General features: G+C 41.1%; 20 protein-coding genes and 2 pseudogenes. 20 read left to right on the forward strand and 2 right to left on the reverse strand.

Annotated elements, in window-relative coordinates:
* Positions 1–285: 285 nt before the first annotated feature.
* Complete coding sequence (locus ACVRZ8_RS04115) at positions 286–768, reverse strand: S-ribosylhomocysteine lyase (protein WP_447448050.1); 483 nt, start codon at positions 766–768, stop codon at positions 286–288.
* A 143-nt stretch (positions 769–911) separates the two neighbouring features.
* Here ACVRZ8_RS04115 and ACVRZ8_RS04120 point away from each other — a divergent pair, with 143 nt between their 5' ends.
* From ACVRZ8_RS04120 to ACVRZ8_RS04190, 15 genes and pseudogenes are all read left to right on the forward strand, one after another.
* A complete protein-coding gene (locus ACVRZ8_RS04120) occupies positions 912–2519 on the forward strand; it encodes a ribonuclease Y (protein WP_447448051.1) in 1608 nt (535 codons plus the stop codon).
* A 185-nt stretch (positions 2520–2704) separates the two neighbouring features.
* Positions 2705–3448 carry a DeoR/GlpR family DNA-binding transcription regulator gene (locus ACVRZ8_RS04125; RefSeq protein ID WP_447448052.1) on the forward strand — a complete coding sequence of 248 codons (744 nt, stop codon included), beginning with the start codon at positions 2705–2707 and terminating at the stop codon, positions 3446–3448.
* A complete protein-coding gene (pfkB, locus tag ACVRZ8_RS04130) occupies positions 3445–4356 on the forward strand; it encodes a 1-phosphofructokinase (RefSeq protein ID WP_447448053.1) in 912 nt (303 codons plus the stop codon). Before ACVRZ8_RS04125 ends, pfkB begins: the two co-directional genes overlap by 4 nt.
* Positions 4353–6323 (forward strand): PTS fructose transporter subunit IIABC, encoded by a 1971-nt coding sequence (locus ACVRZ8_RS04135; RefSeq protein ID WP_447448054.1) that lies wholly within the window; start codon positions 4353–4355, stop codon positions 6321–6323. The genes pfkB and ACVRZ8_RS04135 overlap by 4 nt, the downstream gene beginning before the upstream one ends.
* A gap of 231 nt (positions 6324–6554) precedes the next feature.
* Positions 6555–8792 carry a 5-methyltetrahydropteroyltriglutamate--homocysteine S-methyltransferase gene (metE, locus tag ACVRZ8_RS04140; protein WP_447448055.1) on the forward strand — a complete coding sequence of 746 codons (2238 nt, stop codon included), beginning with the start codon at positions 6555–6557 and terminating at the stop codon, positions 8790–8792.
* A gap of 95 nt (positions 8793–8887) precedes the next feature.
* Positions 8888–10738, forward strand: coding sequence for a bifunctional homocysteine S-methyltransferase/methylenetetrahydrofolate reductase (locus ACVRZ8_RS04145; protein ID WP_447448056.1), 1851 nt, complete (start codon positions 8888–8890; stop codon positions 10736–10738).
* A 147-nt stretch (positions 10739–10885) separates the two neighbouring features.
* Positions 10886–11797, forward strand: coding sequence for an amidohydrolase family protein (locus ACVRZ8_RS04150; RefSeq protein ID WP_447448057.1), 912 nt, complete (start codon positions 10886–10888; stop codon positions 11795–11797).
* Positions 11798–11804: 7 nt separating this feature from the next.
* A complete protein-coding gene (locus ACVRZ8_RS04155) occupies positions 11805–12467 on the forward strand; it encodes a putative quinol monooxygenase (protein ID WP_447448058.1) in 663 nt (220 codons plus the stop codon).
* 94 nt (positions 12468–12561) lie between these two features.
* On the forward strand, positions 12562–13083 hold the full coding sequence (locus tag ACVRZ8_RS04160; RefSeq protein WP_447448059.1) for a hypothetical protein: 522 nt from the start codon (positions 12562–12564) through the stop codon (positions 13081–13083).
* A gap of 47 nt (positions 13084–13130) precedes the next feature.
* On the forward strand, positions 13131–13505 hold the full coding sequence (locus ACVRZ8_RS04165) for a DUF1149 family protein (RefSeq protein ID WP_447448060.1): 375 nt from the start codon (positions 13131–13133) through the stop codon (positions 13503–13505).
* A 2-nt stretch (positions 13506–13507) separates the two neighbouring features.
* Positions 13508–14353, forward strand: a complete 846-nt coding sequence (locus ACVRZ8_RS04170; protein WP_447448061.1) for a DegV family protein — start codon at positions 13508–13510, stop codon at positions 14351–14353.
* Positions 14354–14381: 28 nt separating this feature from the next.
* Positions 14382–15149: a 4-hydroxy-tetrahydrodipicolinate reductase gene (dapB, locus tag ACVRZ8_RS04175; protein WP_447448062.1), complete on the forward strand. Its 768-nt coding sequence runs from the start codon at positions 14382–14384 to the stop codon at positions 15147–15149.
* Positions 15146–16354 carry a CCA tRNA nucleotidyltransferase gene (locus ACVRZ8_RS04180; protein WP_447448063.1) on the forward strand — a complete coding sequence of 403 codons (1209 nt, stop codon included), beginning with the start codon at positions 15146–15148 and terminating at the stop codon, positions 16352–16354. Before dapB ends, ACVRZ8_RS04180 begins: the two co-directional genes overlap by 4 nt.
* A complete protein-coding gene (locus ACVRZ8_RS04185; protein ID WP_447448064.1) occupies positions 16347–18215 on the forward strand; it encodes an ABC-F family ATP-binding cassette domain-containing protein in 1869 nt (622 codons plus the stop codon). The genes ACVRZ8_RS04180 and ACVRZ8_RS04185 overlap by 8 nt, the downstream gene beginning before the upstream one ends.
* A 180-nt stretch (positions 18216–18395) precedes the next feature.
* Positions 18396–18622, forward strand: a pseudogene (locus tag ACVRZ8_RS04190) (helix-turn-helix domain-containing protein); the annotation flags it as partial.
* 299 nt (positions 18623–18921) lie between these two features.
* Here ACVRZ8_RS04190 and ACVRZ8_RS04195 read toward each other — a convergent pair.
* The gene (locus tag ACVRZ8_RS04195) at positions 18922–19416 is read right to left on the reverse strand and encodes a DUF308 domain-containing protein (protein WP_447448065.1); all 495 of its coding nucleotides are present in this window, start codon (positions 19414–19416) and stop codon (positions 18922–18924) included.
* A 409-nt stretch (positions 19417–19825) separates the two neighbouring features.
* On the opposite strand from ACVRZ8_RS04195, the gene gdhA reads away from it, so the two are divergent.
* From gdhA to ACVRZ8_RS04220, 5 genes and pseudogenes are all read left to right on the forward strand, one after another.
* Positions 19826–21175, forward strand: a complete 1350-nt coding sequence (gene gdhA, locus ACVRZ8_RS04200; protein ID WP_447448066.1) for an NADP-specific glutamate dehydrogenase — start codon at positions 19826–19828, stop codon at positions 21173–21175.
* A gap of 234 nt (positions 21176–21409) precedes the next feature.
* A pseudogene (locus tag ACVRZ8_RS04205) lies at positions 21410–21943 on the forward strand (histidine phosphatase family protein); the annotation flags it as partial.
* 115 nt (positions 21944–22058) lie between these two features.
* Positions 22059–22385: a GNAT family N-acetyltransferase gene (locus ACVRZ8_RS04210; RefSeq protein WP_447448067.1), complete on the forward strand. Its 327-nt coding sequence runs from the start codon at positions 22059–22061 to the stop codon at positions 22383–22385.
* Positions 22386–22501: 116 nt separating this feature from the next.
* Positions 22502–22912: a peptide deformylase gene (locus tag ACVRZ8_RS04215; protein ID WP_447448068.1), complete on the forward strand. Its 411-nt coding sequence runs from the start codon at positions 22502–22504 to the stop codon at positions 22910–22912.
* A 130-nt stretch (positions 22913–23042) separates the two neighbouring features.
* Positions 23043–23489, forward strand: coding sequence for a MarR family winged helix-turn-helix transcriptional regulator (locus ACVRZ8_RS04220; RefSeq protein WP_447448069.1), 447 nt, complete (start codon positions 23043–23045; stop codon positions 23487–23489).
* Positions 23490–23502 lie beyond the last annotated feature (13 nt).

A 23502-nucleotide genomic window follows, 5' to 3' on the forward strand; every position in this document is an offset into this window, starting at 1 on the left:
GTCAGGCGCTTGATAATCCAACTTTGCCCGTATTTCGATGTGGGTTTGGTGTTGTAAAACAAACAAGATTTTGATATTTTTGTCTTTCAATCCGATTAAATCTGTGGTATTCTTAAGGTGTTCCATATGAATCTTTCTAATGATGGTTTTGTCGCTTTTCATTATAAGTCATATGGGACTTTTTTCATACCCTCAAAAAGCCCTATAATATCTGAATGAGATTTACCCACTACAGATATTATAGAGCCTAAAAACTTTCGGATTGATAGCCGAAAGTTTTTTGTTTTAAACAATATGGCGTTCAAAGGCATCATCAGAAATGCCTTCTGCCAGAATAAGTTTAGCCCATTCTTTGGCAGAATGAAGACTGTGATCTTTATAATTGCCGCAAGATTCAATAGTTGTCCCAGGTACATTTTCCCAAGTAATACCATCGGCAATCTCTTCAAGGCAGGATTTGATAACCTTAGCGATATCCGTCGCATTTTGTTTGCCCCACATGATCATGTGAAAACCTGTACGGCAGCCAAATGGAGAACAGTCAATTAAACCATCTATTCGTTCACGAATGAGTTTAGCTAAAAGATGTTCAATAGTGTGCAGACCGCCTGTATCAATGGAGTTCATATTGGGTTGAACGAGTCGAATATCAAAGTTGGTAATAATATCACCAACAGGCCCAGTCTCTTCTGAAATTAAACGAACATAAGGCGCTTTAACAATGGTATGGTCAAGCTCGAAGCTTTCTACAATCACTTCCTTAGGCATAGGAATCTCCTTTACAAATAATTACTCTTATCATACCATAAAATCGTTTTTAAGCTCTAGTTTTAAATTGTGAAAATGCTACAAATGTGTTACACTAGAAGATGGTTTTTATAATAAAAACCTTAGAAAATTGAGGTAAAGACATGTATAATATTGTTATTTTGGTGGTCTTTGCACTCATTGGTTTGATAGGTGGCTATCTAGCTATTTCTCTCAGGTTAAGCAAGGCTAAGGAGCAAGCGGAGACAACTCTTCTCAATGCCGAGCAGGATGCTGTTAATGTGCGCAGCAAAGCCGAAAGTGATGCTGAGCAGATTCGACGGACAGCAGAGCGTGACAGTAAAGCACACAAAAAAGAACTTTTACTGGAGGCCAAGGAGGAAGCTAGAAAGTATCGAGAAGATATTGAACAGGAATTCAAATCCGAGCGTCAAGAGCTCAAACAGATGGAAAATCGCTTGACAGAGCGTGCTTCAACTCTTGATCGCAAGGATGAAAATTTATCAAGTAAAGAACAGACCCTCGAAAAGAAAGAGCAAAGTCTTTCTGACAAATCTAGACATATTGATGAGCGTGAAGAAAAGGTTTTACAATTAGAAGCTGATAAACAAGCGGAGCTTGAGCGCGTCGGTCAGATGACCATTGCTGAAGCGCGTGATGTTATTCTGACAGAGACAGAGAATAATCTGACGCACGAGATTGCTACGCGTATTAAAGATGCAGAAGCGCAGGTTCAGGATTCTATTGATAAAAAAGCTAAGAATCTGCTGGTTCAAGCGATGCAGCGTATTGCTGGTGACTATGTGACCGAACAGACTGTGACGACAGTGCATTTGCCCGATGATAGCATGAAAGGGCGTATTATCGGTCGTGAAGGCCGTAATATCCGTTCTCTTGAAAGTTTGACGGGGATTGATATCATTATTGATGATACACCAGAAGTGGTTGTTTTATCAGGATTTGATCCTATTCGGCGTGAAATTGCTCGCATGACCTTGGAAGCTCTGATTAAGGATGGTCGTATCCATCCGGCACGTATTGAGGAGCTGGTTGAGAAAAATCGTCAAGAGCTGGATAGTCGGATTCGTGAATATGGTGAGGCTGCTGCCTACGAAATTGGCGCGGTGAATTTGCATCCAGATCTGATTAAGATTATGGGACGTTTGCAGTTCCGAACGTCTTATGGACAAAATGTGCTGCGCCACTCTGTTGAAGTTGGTAAATTGGCTGGTGTTTTGGCTGGTGAGTTAGGTGAAAATGTTGACCTTGCCCGCCGTGCAGGTTTCTTACATGATATTGGTAAAGCCGTTGACAAGGAAGTTGAAGGCAGTCATGTGGAAATCGGTACTGAGTTTGCTCGTAAATATAAGGAGCATCCAGTCGTTGTCAATGCGATTGCCAGTCACCATGGAGATGTTGAGCCAGAAAGTATCATTGCTGTGATTGTAGCAGCAGCAGATGCTTTGAGTTCAGCTCGTCCTGGAGCCCGCAATGAATCTGTTGAGAATTATATCAAACGTCTTCGTGATCTAGAAGAAATCGCATCAAGTTTCGATGGTGTTCAAAGTAGCTTTGCACTCCAAGCGGGACGTGAGATTCGCATCATGGTTCAGCCTAATAAAATATCAGATGATCAAGTTACAATTCTTTCGCACAAGGTTCGTGAACAAATTGAAAAAAATTTGGATTATCCAGGAAATATCAAGGTTACGGTTATCCGCGAACTTCGTGCGATTGATTATGCCAAGTAGGTGAACGCATGAGATTTAATTGAAGAGGATATCAATCCTCTTTTTTTATTGATAAAAATTGAGCAAATAAGCAGAAGAATGCCATATTATGCTTAGTTTTGAAAGTTTTTGCTCATTTACTATTGACAGTTGAAATCATTCTAGTATATAATAGTCTTTGTAAACGATTACAGAAAGGTGTGGGTATGCTAAAATCCGAACGCAAACAGCTTATTTTGACCCAATTGAATCAAAATGGCTTTGTGACTTTGGAAACTTTATCGGGTATTCTGGAAATTTCGGAATCAACGATTCGCAGGGATTTAGACGAGTTGGCTGCAGAAAAACGTCTGCGCCGTGTACATGGCGGAGCTGAAAAGATTAATGGACTCAAAGAAGAGCCTTCCAACAGCCAAAAAGCTATTACGAATGTGCAGGAAAAAGCAGCGCTTGCTTCTTATGCAGCAGGATTGATTAAAGATGGCGATGTCATTTTTTTGGAGGCTGGTACTACCAATGAACTGATGATTCCTGATTTGGTTGATAGAAATATTACTGTGGTTACGAACTCTGTTCATCATGCGGTTAAACTGGTTGACAATAATATTGCCACCAGTATTATTGGCGGAATGATAAAACATGCCACCGATGCTTCTATTGGAAGCATTGCTGTTGACCAGATAAAACAGCTGAATTTTGATAAGGCTTTTATAGGTGCAAATGGTGTTGATGCCATAAATTTTACAACACCTGATATGGAAGAAGCAGCTGTTAAAAGGGCTGTTTTGGGAAACTCTAAGAAATCTTTCATCCTTGTGGATTCTTCAAAAATTGGTCAAGTTTCCTATATCAAAGTAGCTAAAGTAGAAAAAGTAACAATCGTTACTAATCATTCAGAGCGTGAGCTCTTAATCAAATTAAAAGAAAAAACGAAGGTGGTAGAAGTATGATTTATACTGTGACCTTAAATCCCTCAATTGACTTCATTGTTCGCCTGAATAAGGTGGAACTAGGTGATGTTAATCGCATGGAGAGCGATGATAAGTTTGCTGGGGGAAAAGGAATTAATGTCAGCCGTATTCTGCAGCGCTTGGGAATTGACAATACTGCGACAGGTTTTATCGGTGGCTTTACTGGTGATTTTGTTGAGTCTGGTTTAAAAGCAGAAGGTATTAGAACTCAGTTTGTGACAGTTGGGCAGGATACACGTATTAACGTCAAAATTAAAGCTGATCAGGAAACGGAACTTAATGGTACGGGTCCTGTTATCACAGACCAGCAGCTTATAGAGCTGGAGCGGTTTCTTGCTGGTTTATCAACCAACGATGTCGTTGTTTTTGCGGGTTCTGCTCCCGCAAATCTTGGCAATGCAGTTTATAATAAGCTAATCCCATTGGTTCGCGAAGCTGGCGCTGAGGTGGTTTGCGATTTTGAAGGTCAAACTCTTCTGGATTCACTGGCTTATCAGCCTCTTTTAGTCAAACCAAACAATCATGAGTTGGAAGCTATCTTTAAGGTTAAACTTGAAGGATTAACTGATATCGAAAAATATGCACGTCAAATTCTTGCTAAAGGTGCCCAAAACGTCATTATTTCTATGGCTGGTGACGGTGCTTTGCTTGTTACCCAAGAAGCTGCTTACTTTGCTAAACCAATTAAAGGGCAAGTGAAAAACTCTGTGGGAGCGGGGGACTCTATGGTAGCTGGATTTACAGGTGAGTTTGTCAAATCTAAAGATCCGGTTGAAGCTTTCAAATGGGGTGTGGCTTGTGGAACGGCCACCACATTTTCAGATGATTTGGCCACCATTGATTTTATAAAAGAAACTTACGAAAAGGTAGAGGTAGAAAAATTATGAAAATTCAGGACTTATTAAATAAAGACGTCATGTTGCTTGATCTTCAGGCAACTACAAAGGAAGCGGCTATTGATGAGATGATTACAAGCCTGGTTAATCATGGTGTAGTAACAGATTTTGATACTTTTAAAGAGGGTATTATGAATCGTGAAGCACAAACGTCAACTGGACTTGGTGAAAGTATTGCCATGCCACATAGCAAAAATGCAGCAGTTAAAGAAGCCACTGTTCTTTTTGCAAAATCTTCTAAAGGTGTAGATTACGAAGCTCTTGATGGTGAGCCTGTTGATTTGTTCTTTATGATTGCTGCACCAGACGGTGCAAATGATACGCACTTGGCTGCTTTAGCTGAGTTGTCCAAATACTTGTTAAAAGATGGCTTCGCTGATCAACTGCGCAAGGTCACTTCAGCAGATGATGTCATTGCAACTTTTGATGCAGCCGAAGAAGATAATAAAGCATCAGAAGCTGCAAAAACAGCTCCTATCTCAGATGATAAGCCACTTATTGTTGCTGTTACGGCTTGTACAACAGGAATTGCTCATACTTATATGGCAGAAGAAGCTCTTATTAAACAAGGTGAGGAAATGGGTGTTCAGGTGCGTGTTGAAACCAACGGAGCTTCTGGAGTTGGTACTGCTTTGACAGCAGACGAGATTGCTAAAGCCAAAGGTGTTATCATCGCAGCAGATAAAGCGGTTGATATGCCTCGCTTTGATGGGAAACCGTTAGTGTCGCGCCCAGTTGCTGATGGTATCAAAAAAGCAGAAGAGTTGATTAATCTTATTCTTGATGGTGAAGCGAAAAACTATCATGCAGCAAAAGGAGCAAGTGCTTCTTCAGATTCAGGTGAGAAATTAAGCCTTGGTGGTGCTTTCTACAAGCACCTGATGAGCGGTGTTTCGCAAATGCTGCCTTTCGTTATTGGCGGCGGTATCATGATTGCGGTATCTTTCTTAATTGACCAATTCATGGGAGTCCCTAAAGATTCACTGAGCCACTTGGGGAATTATCACGAAATCGCAGCTATCTTCAATCAAGTCGGTAATGCAGCCTTTGGCTTTATGATTCCGGTATTTGCGGCCTTTATTGCCTATTCAATTGCTGAGAAACCAGGGCTTGTAGCTGGATTTGTAGCAGGAAGCATGGCGACAACAGGTCTTGCTTTCGGTAAGGTCGCCTTCTTCTCGCTGGGCGAAAAAGCTCCACAAGCTAGTTTAGTCGGAATCCCTTCAGGTTTTCTTGGAGCGCTCGTAGGTGGTTTCCTTGCCGGCGGTGTCATCTTGCTTCTTAAAAAAGCCTTGACTTTCCTGCCGCGTTCTCTTGAGGGCATTAAATCCATTCTTCTTTATCCGGTATTTGGCGTTCTTGTAACAGGCTTCCTCATGCTTTTCGTTAATATTCCTATGTCAGCTATTAACACAGCCCTTTCTGATTTCCTCAGCGGCTTGTCTGGCGGTTCAGCTGTCTTGCTTGGGCTTATCGTTGGCGGTATGATGGCTATTGATATGGGCGGACCTTTCAATAAGGCAGCCTATGTTTTCGGAACAAGTACTTTGACAGCAGCTTCTCTTGCTAACGGCGGTTCTGTCGTGATGGCTTCTGTCATGGCAGCAGGTATGGTACCTCCTCTTGCAGTATTTGTCGCAACCCTTCTCTTTAAGAATAAGTTTACTGAGGAAGAACGTGATGCCGGTCTGACCAACATTGTTATGGGACTGTCCTTCATCACAGAAGGCGCTATTCCATTTGGTGCAGCTGACCCAGCGCGTGCTATTCCAAGCTTTATTGCTGGCTCTGCTTTGACAGGTGCTCTTGTCGGTATGGCCGGTATCAAGCTTATGGCACCGCATGGCGGTATCTTCGTTATCGCCCTGACCAGCAATGCTCTTCTCTACCTTCTTTTTGTAGCCATTGGAGCAGTTGTTTCAGGTCTTCTCTTCGGTGCTTTGAAAAAGGCAAAATAGTCTAATTTGAACCCCTTTGAGGGTTCTTTTTTTATTATCATAGCAGAGCTGAATAGGTTTGATATAGTTTCAAACTATATAAAAAGCTAATTATATAGTTAAAAACTATATCTTAGAATAAAAAGTTAAAATGGCTAAATCTATTGAAAACAAAGGAGTTATCAGATAAAATTTTAATCATAAAAAATAAAGAGTTATAGTTTTAAACACATAACGGTATAGGAGGCAACTATGGTCAAGATTTCAAATTTGGGTTATCCTCGTTTGGGGGAGCAGCGCGAATGGAAAAAGTTAATTGAATCTTACTGGGCTGGTAGTATTTCACAAGAGGATTTGGAAACACAGGCTAAGGAATTGCGTTTAGAAATTCTGAAAAAACAGCTAGATGCGGGGCTGGACTATATTCCAGTAGGTGATTTTTCTCTTTATGATCACATTTTGGATTTATCGGTTCAATTTGGTATCATACCAAAACGCTTTGCGCAGGAAGAAATTAATTTGGACTTATATTTTGCCATTGCCCGTGGAAATAAAGACAATGTGGCTTCTTCTATGAAGAAATGGTTTAATACGAACTACCACTATATCGTACCTGAATGGACAAAATCAAAACCTAAATTGACCAACCAACGCTTACTTGACTTGTACTTAGAGGCACGAGAAATTGTTGGTGACAAAGCTAAGCCGGTTATCACAGGTCCCATCACCTATGTAGCCCTATCATCTGGTGTTGGTGATTTTACTGCAACAGTCAAGAGTCTCTTGCCGCTTTACAAGCAGATTTTCACTGAATTAGCAGCAGCAGGAGCAACTTATATTCAAGTAGATGAACCAATCTTTGTAACGGATGAGGGAGCTGAATTGCTGGAAGCAGCCAAATGCGTTTATAGCTATTTTGCCAAAGAAGTCCCTGAAATTAAGTTAATTTTCCAAACTTACTTTGAAGCTTTAAGTGATGCTGAAGTTTTGGCAGAGCTTCCGGTAGCAGCTTTTGGTCTCGATTTTGTGCACGGTCTAGAAGAAAATTTAGCAGCAGTTCAAGCAGGGTATTTTTCAGAAAAAGAAATCTTTGCAGGTGTGGTTGATGGCCGAAATGTCTGGAGTGCTGATTTTGTAAAAGCATCAGCTTTATTGAAAATTATCCGAAAAAATACAGCAGAACTTGTAGTGCAGCCATCTTGCTCACTCTTACATGTGCCTGTAACAACGAAAAATGAAGATGAACTTGCTCCTATTCTAAAAAACGGACTTGCTTTTGCTGATGAAAAGTTGGTTGAAATTAAGCTTTTAGCAGGGCATCTAGCGGGTGAAGAGTCTGCTGATTATGACAAGCATGTAGCCGATTTCAACGCGCTTCAGGCAGCCGATTTTAGAAACGTACATTTGGAAGATCTGTCTGATGTGCCGACTGAGCGTGCTCATAATTACAAGCTGCGCCGTCAGCTGCAGCAAGAAAAACTGCAGCTGCCTGTCTTACCAACAACGACGATCGGCTCTTTCCCGCAGTCACCTGAGGTTCGGCGGACACGTCTGGCTTGGAAACGCGGAGATATTTCTGATACACAATACGAGGATTTCATAAAATCTGAAATTGCTCGTTGGATTAGAATTCAGGAAGAGTTGGATCTTGATGTATTGGTTCATGGAGAATTTGAACGCGTTGACATGGTCGAATTTTTTGGGCAAAAATTAGCTGGTTTTACCACAACAAAATTCGGCTGGGTACAGTCTTATGGTTCTCGTGCTGTTAAGCCTCCGATTATTTACGGAGATGTTATGCACATTCAGCCATTGACGGTTAAAGAAACAATCTATGCCCAAAGTTTGACTGACCGTCCTGTTAAGGGAATGCTGACAGGTCCGATTACCATTACAAACTGGTCATTTGAGCGTACTGACATTTCACGTTCGGAGCTGTTCAATCAAATCGGCCTAGCCATTAAAGATGAAATCAAGCTGCTGGAAGATGCGGGCATTGCAATTATCCAAGTGGACGAAGCAGCGTTGCGTGAAGGTTTGCCTTTGCGTAAAAGCAAGCAGAAGGCCTATTTAGACGATGCTGTTCAAGCCTTTCGCATTGCGACCTCATCTGTCAAAGATGACACGCAAATTCATACTCACATGTGCTATTCAAAATTTGACGAAATCATTGACTCCATCCGTGATTTGGATGCTGATGTGATTTCAATTGAAACCAGCCGTAGCCACGGAGACATTATTGAATCTTTTGAAACAGCTGTTTACCCACTTGGAATTGGCCTTGGTGTTTATGATATTCATTCACCGCGCGTGCCAACTAAGGAAGAAGTGGTGACCAACATCGAACGTCCGCTGCAACAATTATCGCTGGAGCAATTCTGGGTCAATCCTGACTGCGGTCTCAAGACACGCCGTGAACCTGAAACACTGGCAGCACTTGAAGTATTGGTTGCTGCGACCAAGGATGTTCGCGCTAAATTCGGAAAATAAAATCAAGTAAGATAGAGAAAAAGCTGTGGATGAGTTCTTTCAGAGAACAGTCATTAGGATTTGCAGTTTTTGAGAACAAAAAGAAAGGAGGATTTATGTCGCAATTATTGGAACGCTTGAAAACAGAGATTCTTGTGGCTGACGGAGCCATGGGAACGCTGCTCTATGCTAATGGCCTTGGTAATTGTTATGAAGCTTATAACCTAAGCCATCCTGATGAAGTTACACGTATTCATAAAGCTTATATTGAAGCTGGTGCTGATATTATTCAGACTAATACTTATGCTGCCAAACGCCATCGCCTTAAGAGCTATGGGCATGAAGAACAGGTCAAAGACATTAATCAAGCTGGGGTACGCTTGGCCAGACAGGCAGCAGGCAAGGATGTTTTTGTTCTGGCAACAATTGGGGCTTCGCGTGGACTCAAGCAGTGTGACTTAAGCTTAGATGAAATTGTTGAACAGACTCTTGAACAGGTGGGTTATTTAACAGAAACTCAGGAAGTAGATGGTCTATTATTTGAAACCTATTATGATGCAGAAGAACTTGTTGCAGTGCTAAAGGCAGTGCGGCCTTTGACAGACCTGCCTATTATCACTAACCTTGCTTTGCATGAGGCAGAGATTACAGAAAGCGGTCAGCCGCTGGTTGAAGTTTTTAGCCAGTTGGTCATGTTGGGAGCAGATATTGTCGGCCTCAACTGCCATCTGGGACCTTATCATATGATTAAGTCCCTCAAACACGTTCCGCTTTTTGCCCAGTCTTATTTGGCCGTTTATCCTAATGCCAGTCTATTGACTTTTACAGATGATGGCGATTCGGGCCACTTTGGATTTAGTCAGAACGCTGATTATTTTGGGAAATCAGCAGAGCTTCTTGCAGCAGAAGGTGCTAGGATTATTGGCGGCTGCTGCGGAACCACACCGGATCATATCCGAGCAGTTAAACGGGCTGTGAAAGGTCTCAAGCCCGTTAAACGCAAATTAGTTACGCCATTATTGCCAGAAGCAGAGCTGATTGCGGCGAGCAGGCAAGGAGAAACTTTAGTTGATAAGGTCAAAAGAGAGGTTACAGTTATTGCAGAACTTGATCCTCCCAAAAGCTTGGATATTGAAAAATTCAAGACAGGCATAAAAGCGCTGGATGAAGCAGGGCTTGCCGCTATTACTTTAGCAGATAATTCTTTAGCACGCACTCGTATTTGTAATGTCAGTCTGGCTGCACTCTTAAAAAATGACATTTCAACCCCCTTTCTTTTACATTTATCCTGCCGTGACCACAATTTGATTGGACTTCAATCACGTTTGTTAGGTATGGACGTGTTAGGATTTGATAATGTTTTAGCGATTACAGGAGACCCTTCAAAAATGGGCGACTTTCCAGGAGCAACCAGTGTTTATGACGCGACTAGTTTTAAACTACTAACCTTGATTAAGCAACTCAATAAAGGAAAAGGGTACAGCGGGGCCAGTTTAAAAAAGGCGACAAATTTTACTGTTGCTGCGGCCTTTAATCCTAACGTCAGAAATTTAGAACGTTGCGGCCGATTGATTGACAAGAAAATAACTTCTGGTGCTGATTATTTTATCACCCAGCCAATTTTTAACAGTGATACGATTGAAGCATTAGCAGAGCTGACTAAACCTTATGAACATCCCTTTTTCATTGGGATTATGCCTATAACCAGTTACAACAATGCCATTTTTCTGCACAATGAAGTACCGGGTATTCAGTTATCTGATGGCTTTCTTTCCAAATTGGAAGCAGTTAAAGATGATAAAGAAGCCTGTCAGCAGTTAGGCTTAGAAGAAAGTAAACGCCTAATTGATAAAGCGCTGCAGTATTTCAATGGTATTTACCTTATCACGCCGTTTTTGCGTTATGATTTGACAGTAGAGTTGGCAGATTATATTCGCGAAAAAACAGTCTTAGCTAAAGGAGCCTGAGGCAAAAATCCCTAAGATTGTTATATAAATAGCCGTAATAGTTTGATGCAGGGATGAGTTAAAAAGGTCTGAGAGGCCTTTTTTATTTGAATCAGCAGCGCTGCAAAATGATATAATGGAGTCAATCTATCAGAAAAGAGTAAGCTTATGGAAAAAATTGATGTTTTTGCTCATGTCCTGCTGCCAGATTTTTATCAGAGAATGTTAATGCTGGATAAGGAATTGCCGCAAAAAATGCCCTTCATCCAAAATCCTGTTTTGACAGACATGACTAAGCGCCGAGCTGCCATGCCAAGGGGAGTTAAGCAGGTAATCTCCTATGTCAATACGAATCCTGAGGATTATATGACCGGAAAGATGGCTGCACTTTTAGTTAAGAAGGCTAATGAGGAACTGCTTTGGACTGTGAAGGAAAACTCTGATATATTTGCTGGTGGCGTTGCCATGCTGGCTATGAATAATATTGAAGAATCACTCAAGATTATTGAAGAGTTTGTTTTACCCAATCCAGAAATTTTGGGGGTGCAGCTTTTCACGCGCCATTTAGGCAAATCCTTGGCTGATGAGGAATTTAAATTAATAATTGAAAAACTTGCCCAACATCATGTGCCCATTTGGCTTCATCCGGTGTTTGACGATCGAAAGCCGGATAATAATATTATTTTCAGCTGGGAGTATGAATTGACTCAGACCATGCTTGAGCTCGTTCAGGCTGGTTATTTTCAAGAATTTCCGGATTTGAAAATGATTGTTCACCATGCTGGAGCTATGGTGCCTTACTTTGCGGGGAGGATTGAACATATTTTACCAGCAGAACAGGCTGCAGATTTCAGGAAGTTTTATGTTGATACGGCTATTCTTGGCAATAGCAAAGCCTTGGAACTTTGTGTGGATTATTATGGTGTGGATCATGTTCTTTTTGGAACAGATGCTCCGCTGGGTCTTGCTCCTGCAGGTGCAACAAAGGTTATTATTGAGGCTATAGAAGCCTTGAACATTTCTAGCGAAGATAAAGATAAGATTTTCAGAACTAATTATCATCGTTTGTTAAGGGATTAGGAGGGTTATGATGACTGAGCCTATTTTTCGTATCTTTGCATTAAGCCTCAAAGAAGAGGCGCTGGTAGATTTTGCTGAGGTTGGTCGGTATAATTTAACGACCTCTATCAAAAATGAATCGGACACTTTTGCCATGTATTCTACGCATTTGCCTCACCAGTCTCAGCAATCTTATGTTGTTGAAGTTTATGCTAATCAGGCTGCCTATGAACGGCATGCTGCATCTGAGCAGTTTGCGGCATTTGTCAAGGTGGCCAGTCAGGGATTGTTAAGCCGTACTGTCCATGATTTGGAAGCACAGTTATTGCTGGAAAAAGACGAGGCTCTTTTTGCTCCTACTGGAGGAAATTTTGCCGTGCGTCTAGCCAAAATTGAGGTAAAAGAACAGGATAATAAAGCCTTTGCCGCTCTTGTTTTAGATGAGATGAAACAAAGCATGGCTAAAGAAAAAGGCGTGTTGGTTATGTATGCTGGCAGAGAAAGGGAAAATCCAAATATCTGGTACTTTTTTGAAATTTATGCAGATGAAACAGCCTATCAAACTCATCGTGAGACTCCTCACTTTAAAAATTACCTATCCCAGACGGCTCATATGGCAGCCCATAAAGAATTATTGAGCCTTACTGCTGATACTTTGGTCAATCAAGGCGGACTTCATTATAAAATGTGAGATTCATTTGTTATTAGATGAGAGGAAGTTTAAAAATAATTAGACTTGGTTTCTAGCCAAGTCTTTTTACTTGTCTTTTGGTATAATAGATTTTATGAAAACTATTGATAATGTTTACGCTCAGCATGCAGAAAAGCCTTTTATTCTTCCAAAATATGAAGAGGAACTTCTAACAAAGCCGATAGCCAAGCGGCAAATGGAAAGAACAGCAGAAGGCTTGCTTCCTGGGCATATTATTATGTTGTGGCGTATTCAATTTGGCACTTATTTGACGAGCAGCAGCCACCACAAATATTTTTATACGACTTACGGTATTGATGCGGAAAAAGAATTGCGCTTTTTAATTGAACAGGGTTATGTTAAGGTAGATTCTGCTGTTGAATCGCTTAAGCATCTAGCTGCGCCTAAGCTCAAAGCTTTTCTCAAGGCTAAGGGCGTATCGGGTCTGTCTAAAATGAAACGTTCAGATTTGGATGAGGCTATGCTGGCTGTATACACTGAAGAAGAACTGTCTCAGCTTTTTCAGCTGAGAAGCTATGCCATTACTCAAAAAGGACGGACTATTTTAGAAAAATATCCAGAAATTATCGCTAAGCATCCTCAGAAGAAGTTTTAATCGGCTGTTATTTTTGTTATAATAATTTATCAAGGAGAATTGACATTATGGAATTAATTCGTGAAAAAGTATTTGTTAACCGTTACCATTATGATGTTCGCAATCATGAATGGGAAAAGGAAAATGGTGAGCCTAAAACCAATGTTGAGGTGACTTTCCAGCTTCATAAAAAGGATGAAGAAAAAAATCAAACATCCGTTGTGGCAGTTCTGCAATTTATGATTGTGCGTGATAATTTTGTTATTTCGGGTATTATTTCACAGATGGATCACATTAAGAATCGTATTGTTGGTGAGCCCAAAGAATTTTCTCAAGCGGAAGTTGAGAGTTTAGCAGCACCGCTTTTGGATACTTTGCAGCGCTTAACTTACGAAGTGACCGAGATTGCCCTAGATCGTCCCGGTATTAATTTGGAGTTTTAAAGATGAAACTTGCCTTAATTACGGATTCTTCAGTTTATCTTCCTCCTGAGATGAAGGATAATGAGAATCTGTTTGTGCTTGATATTCCTGTTGTTATTGACGGGGAAACCTATGTTGAAGGAAAAAATCTTGACATTCAAGACTTCTATCAGAAAATGGCTGCCAGCAAGAACCTGCCAAGCACCAGCCAGCCTAGTCTGTCTCAGCTGGACAGTCTTTTGACGGAGTTAGAAAACGCTGGTTACAGTCATGTGCTTGGGCTTTTTCTTTCCAGCGGAATTTCTGGCTTCTGGCAGAACATTCAGTATTTAATTGACGAGCATCCCAATCTTACGATTGCCTTTCCAGATAGTAAAATTACTTCTGCACCCATGGGCTATATGGCGGAAACAGCTCTTAGCCTAGCTGACTCTGGTCAGTCTTTCGAGACGATTGTGGAAAAAATAGCAGAGCAGATTGAAGGAACCAGAGCCTATATCATGGTTGATGACCTTAATCACTTAGTTAAGGGCGGACGTCTATCCAATGGTTCTGCTATGTTAGGCAATCTTCTTAGTATCAAACCCATTCTCTATTTTACAGAAGGGCGTATTGAAGTATTTGAAAAAGTCAGAACCGAAAAAAAGGCACTTAAACGTTTGATTGAGATTGTAACAAAGGAAATGACCAATCATGCTTATAAGATTTGGATCATTGAAGCTAATGCTGCCAGCAAGGCTGAGGACTTTCGCCAGCAGCTTCGCAGTTCAGGTTTTAAAGAATCCGTTGACATCGTACCCTTCTGCGGTGTTATTTCCACACATTTGGGTGAAGGGGCTATAGCTGTTGGTTTTACACCAGCCGTTTAAGGTATTCTTACGAAGAAAAGAGGTAAACATGAGTATTAAAGTAATCATTGCAGGATTTAAAGGGAAAATGGGAGCAACTGCGGTTGAGATGGTCAAAGGAGACAGCGATTTGGAATTGGCAGCGCTGCTTGATCCTTTTGCAGCAGAAAAAGAAGTAGACGGTGTACCGGTTTTTACTGATAAGGCGCAGCTGGTTGGCTTTAAGGCTGATGTTTGGGTTGATTTTACCACGCCAAAAGTAGCCTATGATAATACCAAGTTTGCCTTAGAAAATGGCTTTGCTCCAGTTGTGGGAACTACAGGCTTTACTGAGGAGGAGATTGCTGAACTGATTGCTCTGTCTGAAACTAAAAAAATAGGCGGTTTAATAGCTCCTAATTTTGCTATCGGTGCCATTCTTTTAATGGAATTTGCAGCTAAAGCAAGCAAATATTTCCCAGATTTGGAAATCATTGAGCTGCATCATGATAAGAAAAAAGATGCACCATCTGGTACAGCTGTAAAGACAGCGGAGCTCATTCGTCAGGCGCGTGACTACAAAAAGCAGGGTGCTGAAGATGAGGAGGAAACATTGACAGGGGCTCGCGGGGCAGAATTTGACGGTTTTAGAATTCACTCTGTTCGCTTGCCAGGTCTTGTGGCTCATCAGGAAGTTATTTTTGGAGCGCAGGGAGAAGGTTTAACACTTCGTCACGACTCTTATGACCGCATCTCTTTTATGAGTGGCGTTAATTTGGGGATTAAAGAAGTGGTTAAGCGTCAAAAACTTGTTTACGGTTTGGAACACTTATTATGAGATTAGAACATTTGCCTTCTGAGTTTCAGAAGGCTTTGCCAATATTGGAGAAGATTAAAACAGCAGGTTTTGAGGCCTATTTTGTTGGTGGGTCTGTTCGTGATGTGCTGCTCAATCGTCCCATTCACGATGTCGATATTGCTGCCTCTTGCTATCCTCAAGAGACCAAGGCAATTTTCAAGCACACCATTGATATTGGTATTGAGCATGGAACCGTTTTAGTTCTTGAAAATGGCGGTGAATACGAAATCACGACTTTTAGGACAGAGGATGTCTATGTTGATTACCGGAGACCTTCTAGTGTTTCTTTTGTACGTTCGCTGAAAGAAGACCTCAAACGGCGAGATTTTACCGTTAATGCTTTGGCACTTGATGACAGCGGACGAATCATAGATCTCTTTGACGGTTTGTCTGATTTGAAACAGAGCATTCTTCGAGCTGTCGGTCAAGCAGAGGCGCGTTTCCATGAAGATGCTCTTCGTATTATGCGTGCTTTGCGTTTTGCGGCCAGTCTAAATTTTGATATTGAACCTAAGACTTTTGCGGCTATGAAAGCCTATGCTCCTCTTTTAGAAAAGATTTCCATTGAACGTTCTTTTGTTGAGTTTGACAAACTTTTGATGTCTCCGCACTGGCGCAAAGGAATTCAAGCGTTTATGGCGATTAGGGCCTATGATTATTTACCCGATTTTCAGGATACTTTTGATAAATGGCAGTGCCTCTTAGCTGACTATACTGAAAATTTCAGTTTTTCCAGTTCAGAACAAGCTTGGGCAGCTGTGCTATTATCTCAACATCATAAAAATCCTAAAACTTTCTTTAAAAAATGGAAGACCTCCACTAATTTTCAAAGAGCTGTGGAAGCCATTATGATTATTTTTGAGCAGCGTCTGGCAGACGATGTCACCAAACAAATGATCTATACTTACGGCAAGGATTGGATTTTGTTAGCAGAAGAACTGCGTCAGGCACAGGGGCTATCTGTTGATTTTGAGCGGATTGAGCGTCTAGATACAGAGCTGACGATTCATGATAAGCATGAAATTGCTATTAATGGCGGCATGCTCATTAAGGACTTGGGCTTTAAGCCAGGTCCTGAGATGGGAAAAGTTCTCAAAGCAGTTGAAGAGGCCATTGTACTGGGAACATTGGCTAACGAACGAGAAGCCATTTTTGAGTTTATAAAGGAGATAGGGCATGTCTGATTTTATTGTTGAAAAACTAACCAAATCTGTTGGTGATAAGACTGTTTTTCAAGATATTTCCTTTATCATTCACGACCTTGATCGCATCGGGATTATCGGTGTCAATGGAACTGGAAAGACCACGCTTCTTGATGTCCTCTCAGGCAGGCTTGGTTTTGATGGCGATGTGTCGCCTTTTTCTGCTAAAAATGATTACAAGATGGCTTATCTGACGCAGGAACCAGATTTTGAGGAGGACAAAACCGTCTTAGATACCGTTTTATCTTCGGATTTACGCGAGATGGTGCTCATCAAAGACTACGAAAGTCTTATGGCAGACTACAAGGAAGAAAACCAAGCACGTCTTGAAAAGGTCATGGCAGAAATGGATTCTTTGGATGCTTGGACCATTGAGAGCGAAGTCAAGACTGTCCTGTCTAAGCTTGGTCTGTCGGATTTGTCGCAAAAGGTTGGTAAACTGTCAGGTGGCTTGCGCCGCCGTGTTCAGCTAGCGCAGGTGTTGTTGGGTGACGCAGATTTGCTGCTTTTGGACGAGCCGACCAACCACTTGGATATTGAGACCATCGCATGGCTGACCAATTTCCTCAAAACATCTAAGAAAACTGTCATCTTTATCACCCATGACCGCTATTTTTTGGACAATATTGCAACACGCATTTTTGAATTGCACAATGCCAGCCTAACCGAATATCAAGGCAATTACCAAGACTATGTTCGCCTGAGGGCTGAACAGGACGAGCGCGATGCGGCTTCGCTTCATAAGAAAAAACAGCTCTACAAGCAAGAATTGGCTTGGATGCGTAGGCAGCCGCAGGCCAGAGCAACCAAACAGCAAGCGCGGATCAATCGTTTTAATAATTTAAAAGCTGATTTATCAGAAACAAGCAGCTCGTCTGATCTTGAAATTAATTTCCAAACCAGCCGTATCGGCAAGAAAGTTATCCAGTTTGAACATGTCGACTTTGCCTTTCCAGACAGACCGATTTTGTCAGATTTCAATTTGTTAGTCCAAAACAAGGATCGGATTGGTATCGTCGGTGATAACGGTGTTGGCAAGTCAACCCTGCTTAATCTGATCAATGGAGACTTGCAGGTGACAGCCGGCAATCTGATCATTGGCGAGACGGTTCGCATTGGCTATTTCTCTCAAGAAATCAAGGGTATGGACGAGAGCAAGCGCGTCATCAATTACCTGCAAGAGGTGGCAGACGAGGTTAAAACGACTGTTGGCACGACTAGCGTGACCGAACTCTTGGAGCAATTTCTCTTTCCGCGCTCAACACATGGGACGTTTATTTCTAAGTTATCGGGTGGTGAGAAAAAGCGCCTCTATCTGCTCAAAATCCTCATCGAAAAACCAAACGTTTTGCTGCTGGACGAGCCGACCAACGACCTTGATATTGCAACCTTGACCGTGCTGGAAAATTTCTTGCAAGGTTTTTCTGGTCCCGTTATCACGGTCAGTCACGACCGTTATTTCCTTGATAAGGTGGCCAATAAAATTCTCGCTTTTGAAAATGGCTCAGTTCGCGAGTTCTTTGGCAACTACACCGATTATCTGGACGAGGTAGCTTTCGAGAAAAGCAGCTCTGCCATTGCCCAAAAGAAAGAAAAGCCAAAGGCTGATAAGGAAAAGGCCGAGCGCAAACGCATGTCCTACTTTGAAAAGCAGGAGTGGGCGACGATCGAGGACGAGATTGCTGCGCTTGAGGCTAAGATTGAAGAGATTGAGGCTGCCATGCAGGAAAATGCCAGCAATTACGGTGAGTTGGCCAGTCTGCAGCGTGATTTAGATAGCGCCAATGATGAACTTCTTGAGAAGTACGAAAGGTATGAGTATCTGAGTGAGCTGGAAAGCTAGTCTTTCTAGTAATCCGCATTGAGATTAGTCTCTCAATGCTATTTTTGCAACGGCAGGAGTTTCCTGCTGTTTTTTATTTTTAAATGATAAATTGTAAAATAAAGTGCAACAAAAAACTCATAGCGTCCTCAATCGTGTAAATTATAAGTAAGCATACTAATGCTAACACAAGAGGAATCTATGAGCTACCACCATATTACCATAACTGAACGCATTAAGGTAAAGGCTTATCTAGAATTAGGTCTGAAACCAAGCCATATCGCAAAGAAATTGGGAGTTATACGTCCACTATTTCCAGAGAAGTGAAGCGGTGTCAAGGGACTTATTCAGCAGAGTTGGCTCAGAAACACTATGACCAACTCGCCAAGCGCAAAGGAAGAAAAACGATTTGTACACCAGATGTCAAATAGGAAATTAATTTTTTAGCACGTTTAATGTCTAGTTGTCAATCTGAAATGATGCTCCTCGCACAGCTCAGATAAATAACCCCTTTTGATCAAATTCGGACGATTAAATCAGCATCTGCTGCAGGCTCAGATAAGCTTGGGGAGTTAGATAGGGCTTCTTGGCTAACTATGCAGGGAAACTTAAGCAGAAGTTACCTAAGCTCAATGGAGTTTCTCTCAACCGCTGCGCTTAGAATGCAAACTACTATAGAAAAAGAGCCTAGAACTATTTTTGTTCCAGGCTCTTTGCTCTGCGATTTTTAAAGACGGAAATAGATAGAAAGTGTCGAAATACCAGCCATAATAATCATTGCAGCCACAATTCGGCCGATAATAGCAGCCGATAAAAAAGGCTGACTAAACAGTATAATGGCAAAGATAAAAGTAACTAAGGCAATTGTAATCGCAGGCTGTGCTGAAAAACCAAATTGGCGCTGACGATAGGCCTGAACAGCTTGAACAATAGCTGTTACCATCAGCCAGTAAGCCATAATTGTGATAGCAATACTAGAAAGCGCCCATGCAGAACTGGATAGTAAAATTAGGCCAAACAATATGGAAATAATGCTTTGGATGAGGTGAACCAGCTGGCGGTCAGAGCGGTTAAAATGATTCATTAATCCTGAAATCCCCAATACCAGCATGACCAAGGCAAAAATCCAAGCAACCGATGCCATAACGACTGCAGGGTTTAAAAAGAGATAAAGACCGACTAAGATAATAATAATCCCAGCAGTTAATGGAAAGTATTTCATAATTCCTCCTTGGAAAGTTTAATAAGATTAATCATACTGAAAGAGAGGAAAATTGTCAAAGAGAAAAAACTTTATCAAGCCTTATTTAGTAAAGAAAATAAAAGTTTTTCCCCGCATAGCTGTATTTAAACGGTCTTGAAAAGTTCAAAATCTGTATTTTTGTAATTGTAAGAGAAGAAAAGCTTGATTTTACATAAAATTCCTGTTGAAAATAAATAAAAACGTAAAATGCTGAAAAACTCAAGATAAGTGCAATGAACAAAGTTGAAAAAGCTAATTTTCCATCTTTTGTGTAAGAAAACCTGACATAAAAAACAAAAAATTACAAAAAGTACTTGACAACAATAGTCTGAAAATTTATACTATTCATGTAATTAAATTACGAAACTAAATTTCGGAGGAAATAGATATGACAACAGGTAAAGAGTATGTTGCTAATGTCTTTGAAAAAGTTAAGGCACAAAATGCTCATGAACCAGAATTTTTACAAGCTGTAGAAGAAGTATTTGCATCACTTGTTCCAGTTTTCGATAAATATCCAAAATACATTGAAGAAAACCTTCTTGAACGTTTGGTTGAACCAGAACGCATCGTTTCATTCCGTGTGCCATGGGTTGATGATAAAGGCCAAGTTCAAGTTAACCGCGGTTTCCGTGTTCAATTCTCATCAGCCATCGGACCATACAAAGGCGGTCTTCGTTTCCACCCATCAGTAAACCAATCTATCATCAAATTCCTTGGTTTTGAACAAATCTTTAAAAACTCACTGACTGGTCAGCCTATCGGTGGCGGTAAAGGTGGTTCAAACTTTGATCCTAAAGGTAAATCAGACAACGAAATCATGCGTTTCTGCCAAAGCTTCATGACTGAGCTTAGCAAACACATCGGTGCTGATACTGATGTTCCTGCTGGTGATATTGGTGTTGGCGGACGTGAAATTGGCTACCTCTACGGTCAATATAAACGCCTTCGCAACGAATACACTGGTGTCCTCACAGGTAAAGGCTTGAACTGGGGCGGTTCACTTGCTCGTACAGAAGCTACTGGTTACGGTGCGGTTTATTTCGCAGAGCAAATGCTGAAAGCACGCGGTGAAGATTTTGCTGGTAAAGTCGCGGTTGTTTCTGGTGCAGGTAACGTTGCTATCTATGCGGTTGAAAAATTGCATGCGCTTGGGGCTAAAGCTGTCACAGTTTCAGATTCATCAGGCTATGTTTACGATCCAGACGGTATTGATGTTGCCCTCTTGAAAGAAATCAAAGAAGTCAAACGCGAACGTATTGTCAAATATGCGGACGCTCGTCCAAATGCTAAGTTTGTTGCAGTTGGCCAAGGGTCTGTTTGGGATGTTAAAGCAGACCTTGCTTTCCCATGTGCGACTCAAAACGAAATCAACGAAGACCAAGCTAAAACACTTGTTGCTAATGGTGTTATCGCAGTCTCAGAAGGGGCTAACATGCCTTCAACTCTTGAAGCGATTGATGTTTTCCTTAAGGCTGGTGTCTCATTTGGTCCTGCTAAAGCTGCCAATGCTGGTGGTGTAGCGGTATCAGCTCTTGAAATGGCTCAAAACAGCGGACGTACTTCTTGGACATTTGAAGAAGTTGACAGCAAACTCTACGATATCATGAAAGGTATCTACGAAAATTCAGCAGCAGCAGCTAAAGAATTCGGTCAAGAAGGCAATCTTGTTGTTGGTGCTAACATCGCTGGTTTCCTTAAGGTTGCAGATGCTATGTCAGCACAAGGTATCGTTTAAGCTTAAGCAAACTTTTAAAACAGCCCTATAGGGCTGTTTTTTTGTTATAATAAGAGAACATCCCTTTAGAAGGCTCTTATGATTGTTTATAAACCTTTTGGTTCAGGATCTGATTGTATCTAAAGCTTATCAGAAATAGGGAATAGGTGAAAAATGAAGCATATCATAACGATTCAACATCCCCAGTCAGTTCACCACACTAATGGCATGGTTGGTTCTTAGACGGATTGGGATTTATCAGAGTTGGGAAAATATCAGGCGGGACTGATTGCTGAGAAACTCTCTAAGGAATTAAATGATCGATCCGTCAAATTATTTTCTTCAGACTTAAAACGTGCAGCTCAGACTGCTCAGATTTTAGGAGACAAGTTGTCAGTTCAGCCCATTTTAAGAACAGAATTGAGAGAAAGAAATTTGGGAAGTTGTTGCGGTCAATCAGTCGCTTGGTTAAAAGAGAATCTTGAATGTGAAGAAAAAACAGTTGATGACAAGTTGTTTTTTGATGCAGAAAGCCGACGAGAGGTTTGGCAGCGACTGTTCCCCTTTTATGAAGCGGTCATGTCGAGTGAAGACGAGTGGATAATCATTGTGTCACACGGGGATTTGCTCAGCATTTGGAATACAATGTTTATGAAGTTGCCTGTTGAAAGTCTGAATAACTGTCAACTTTTTGGTTGTTCTGGTGGTGTTTCTTATATGTTTGAAAAGGATGACGGCAGTCGTGTGGTGAAAAGGCTTAGTGATCTATCCTATTTGGAGATGAAATGATGCCATTTTTTACAGGCAATTTCCAACGGAGTGAAAGAGGGGAGATAAACGGTAATGATAAGAAAAGCAAGGGGCAAAGATGCTCAAGCGATGCTAGATTTTTGCAAGCAAGCTGGTGGAGAAACAGACAATCTCTCTTATGGGATGTGAGGGTGTCTTCTTGTCAGTAGATGGTTTTGCCCAACAATTAGCAACGTTTCAGGAGTCAACGCCAAAGTCTTTCTTTTTGCTTGCTGAGAAAGCAGGAGAGATTGTTGGCACTTGCAACTGTAACACATTTAGAAAACCACGCTTAAATCATCGTGCTGAGATTGGTATTTCAGTCAAGAAAGGTTACTGGGGAAAGGGCATTGGACGTCAACTCTTGATGGAGATGATTGCTAAGGCGCGCCAAATAAACATAAAACTTCTGTCGCTTGAAGTACGCCGTGATAATAGTTGAGCAATTCATTTGTATGAAAGTCTAGGGTTTCAGTATATTGGGACATTCAAAGATTTTATGGAAATTGATGGTCAAGCTATTGATTTTATCATCATGATATTAGAAATGGAGCAAAAATGATTAAACCGATTTGCAAGGATATTGTAGTTTTATCTCAGCCGTCTGCTGAGGCAACTAAAGAGGATATCTATTTGGCTGAAGATTTGCGAGATACGCTGGAGTATTATAAAAAAGAATGCGTGGGCATGGCTGCCAATATGATTGGGGTCAATAAGCGGGTTATTATTGTTAATATTGGTTTTGTTAATCTGGTTATGTTCAATCCCGTTATGACAGCTAAGTCTATTCCTTTTGAAGCTGAAGAATCCTGTCTGTCTCTTTTGGGACATCGAAAAGCAAAGCGGTATCAGCAGATTGAGATTGAGTATTTTGATGAAAAATGGCTGAAAAAGAAGCTTCCTTTTTCAGGCCTGCCAGCTCAGATTATTCAGCATGAGCTGGATCATTTGGAAGGGATTGTCATTTAAAAACGAGCTATTCTTAGCTTCGTTTTTTTATATCAAAAAAATAGTTCTCTTAGAAACTTTTTTCTTGACAATAGTTCTTAGGAGAACTATAATAGTTCTCATGATAACAATTAAGTGGGGAGGTGAGTTTATGGAGAACCCTATAGCGGAGATTAAAAATCTTCTAAATCAGTTGGAACAAGCAGCAGACAATCTTGCCAAGAAAAATGGTATTGAACATCTGGCCGGTCCCCAAGGCAGGGTTCTGATTTATCTGAAGCATCACCAAGACGATGAAGTTTTTGTTAAAGATATTGAAAATCATTTGTGTATTTCAAAATCTGTTGCCAGTAATCTGGTCAAGCGAATGGAACGAAATGGTTTCATCAAGACTGTTCCTTCTCAGGCTGACAAGCGTTACAAGCGGATTATTTTAACAAATCTGGGATGGATGAAACTTAAACCTATGGAAGCTTTTCATCAGCAGATGCAGGAAATTTTGTTAAAAGATATCGATTTTGCAGATATTAAGACTATCCGTAAAGTAACAGATCAATTGAGGACGAATCTAAAAACTTATCGAAAAAACAAGGGCTAATCGTTTCGTTAAA

The organism is Streptococcus dentiloxodontae (genome assembly GCF_053206925.1).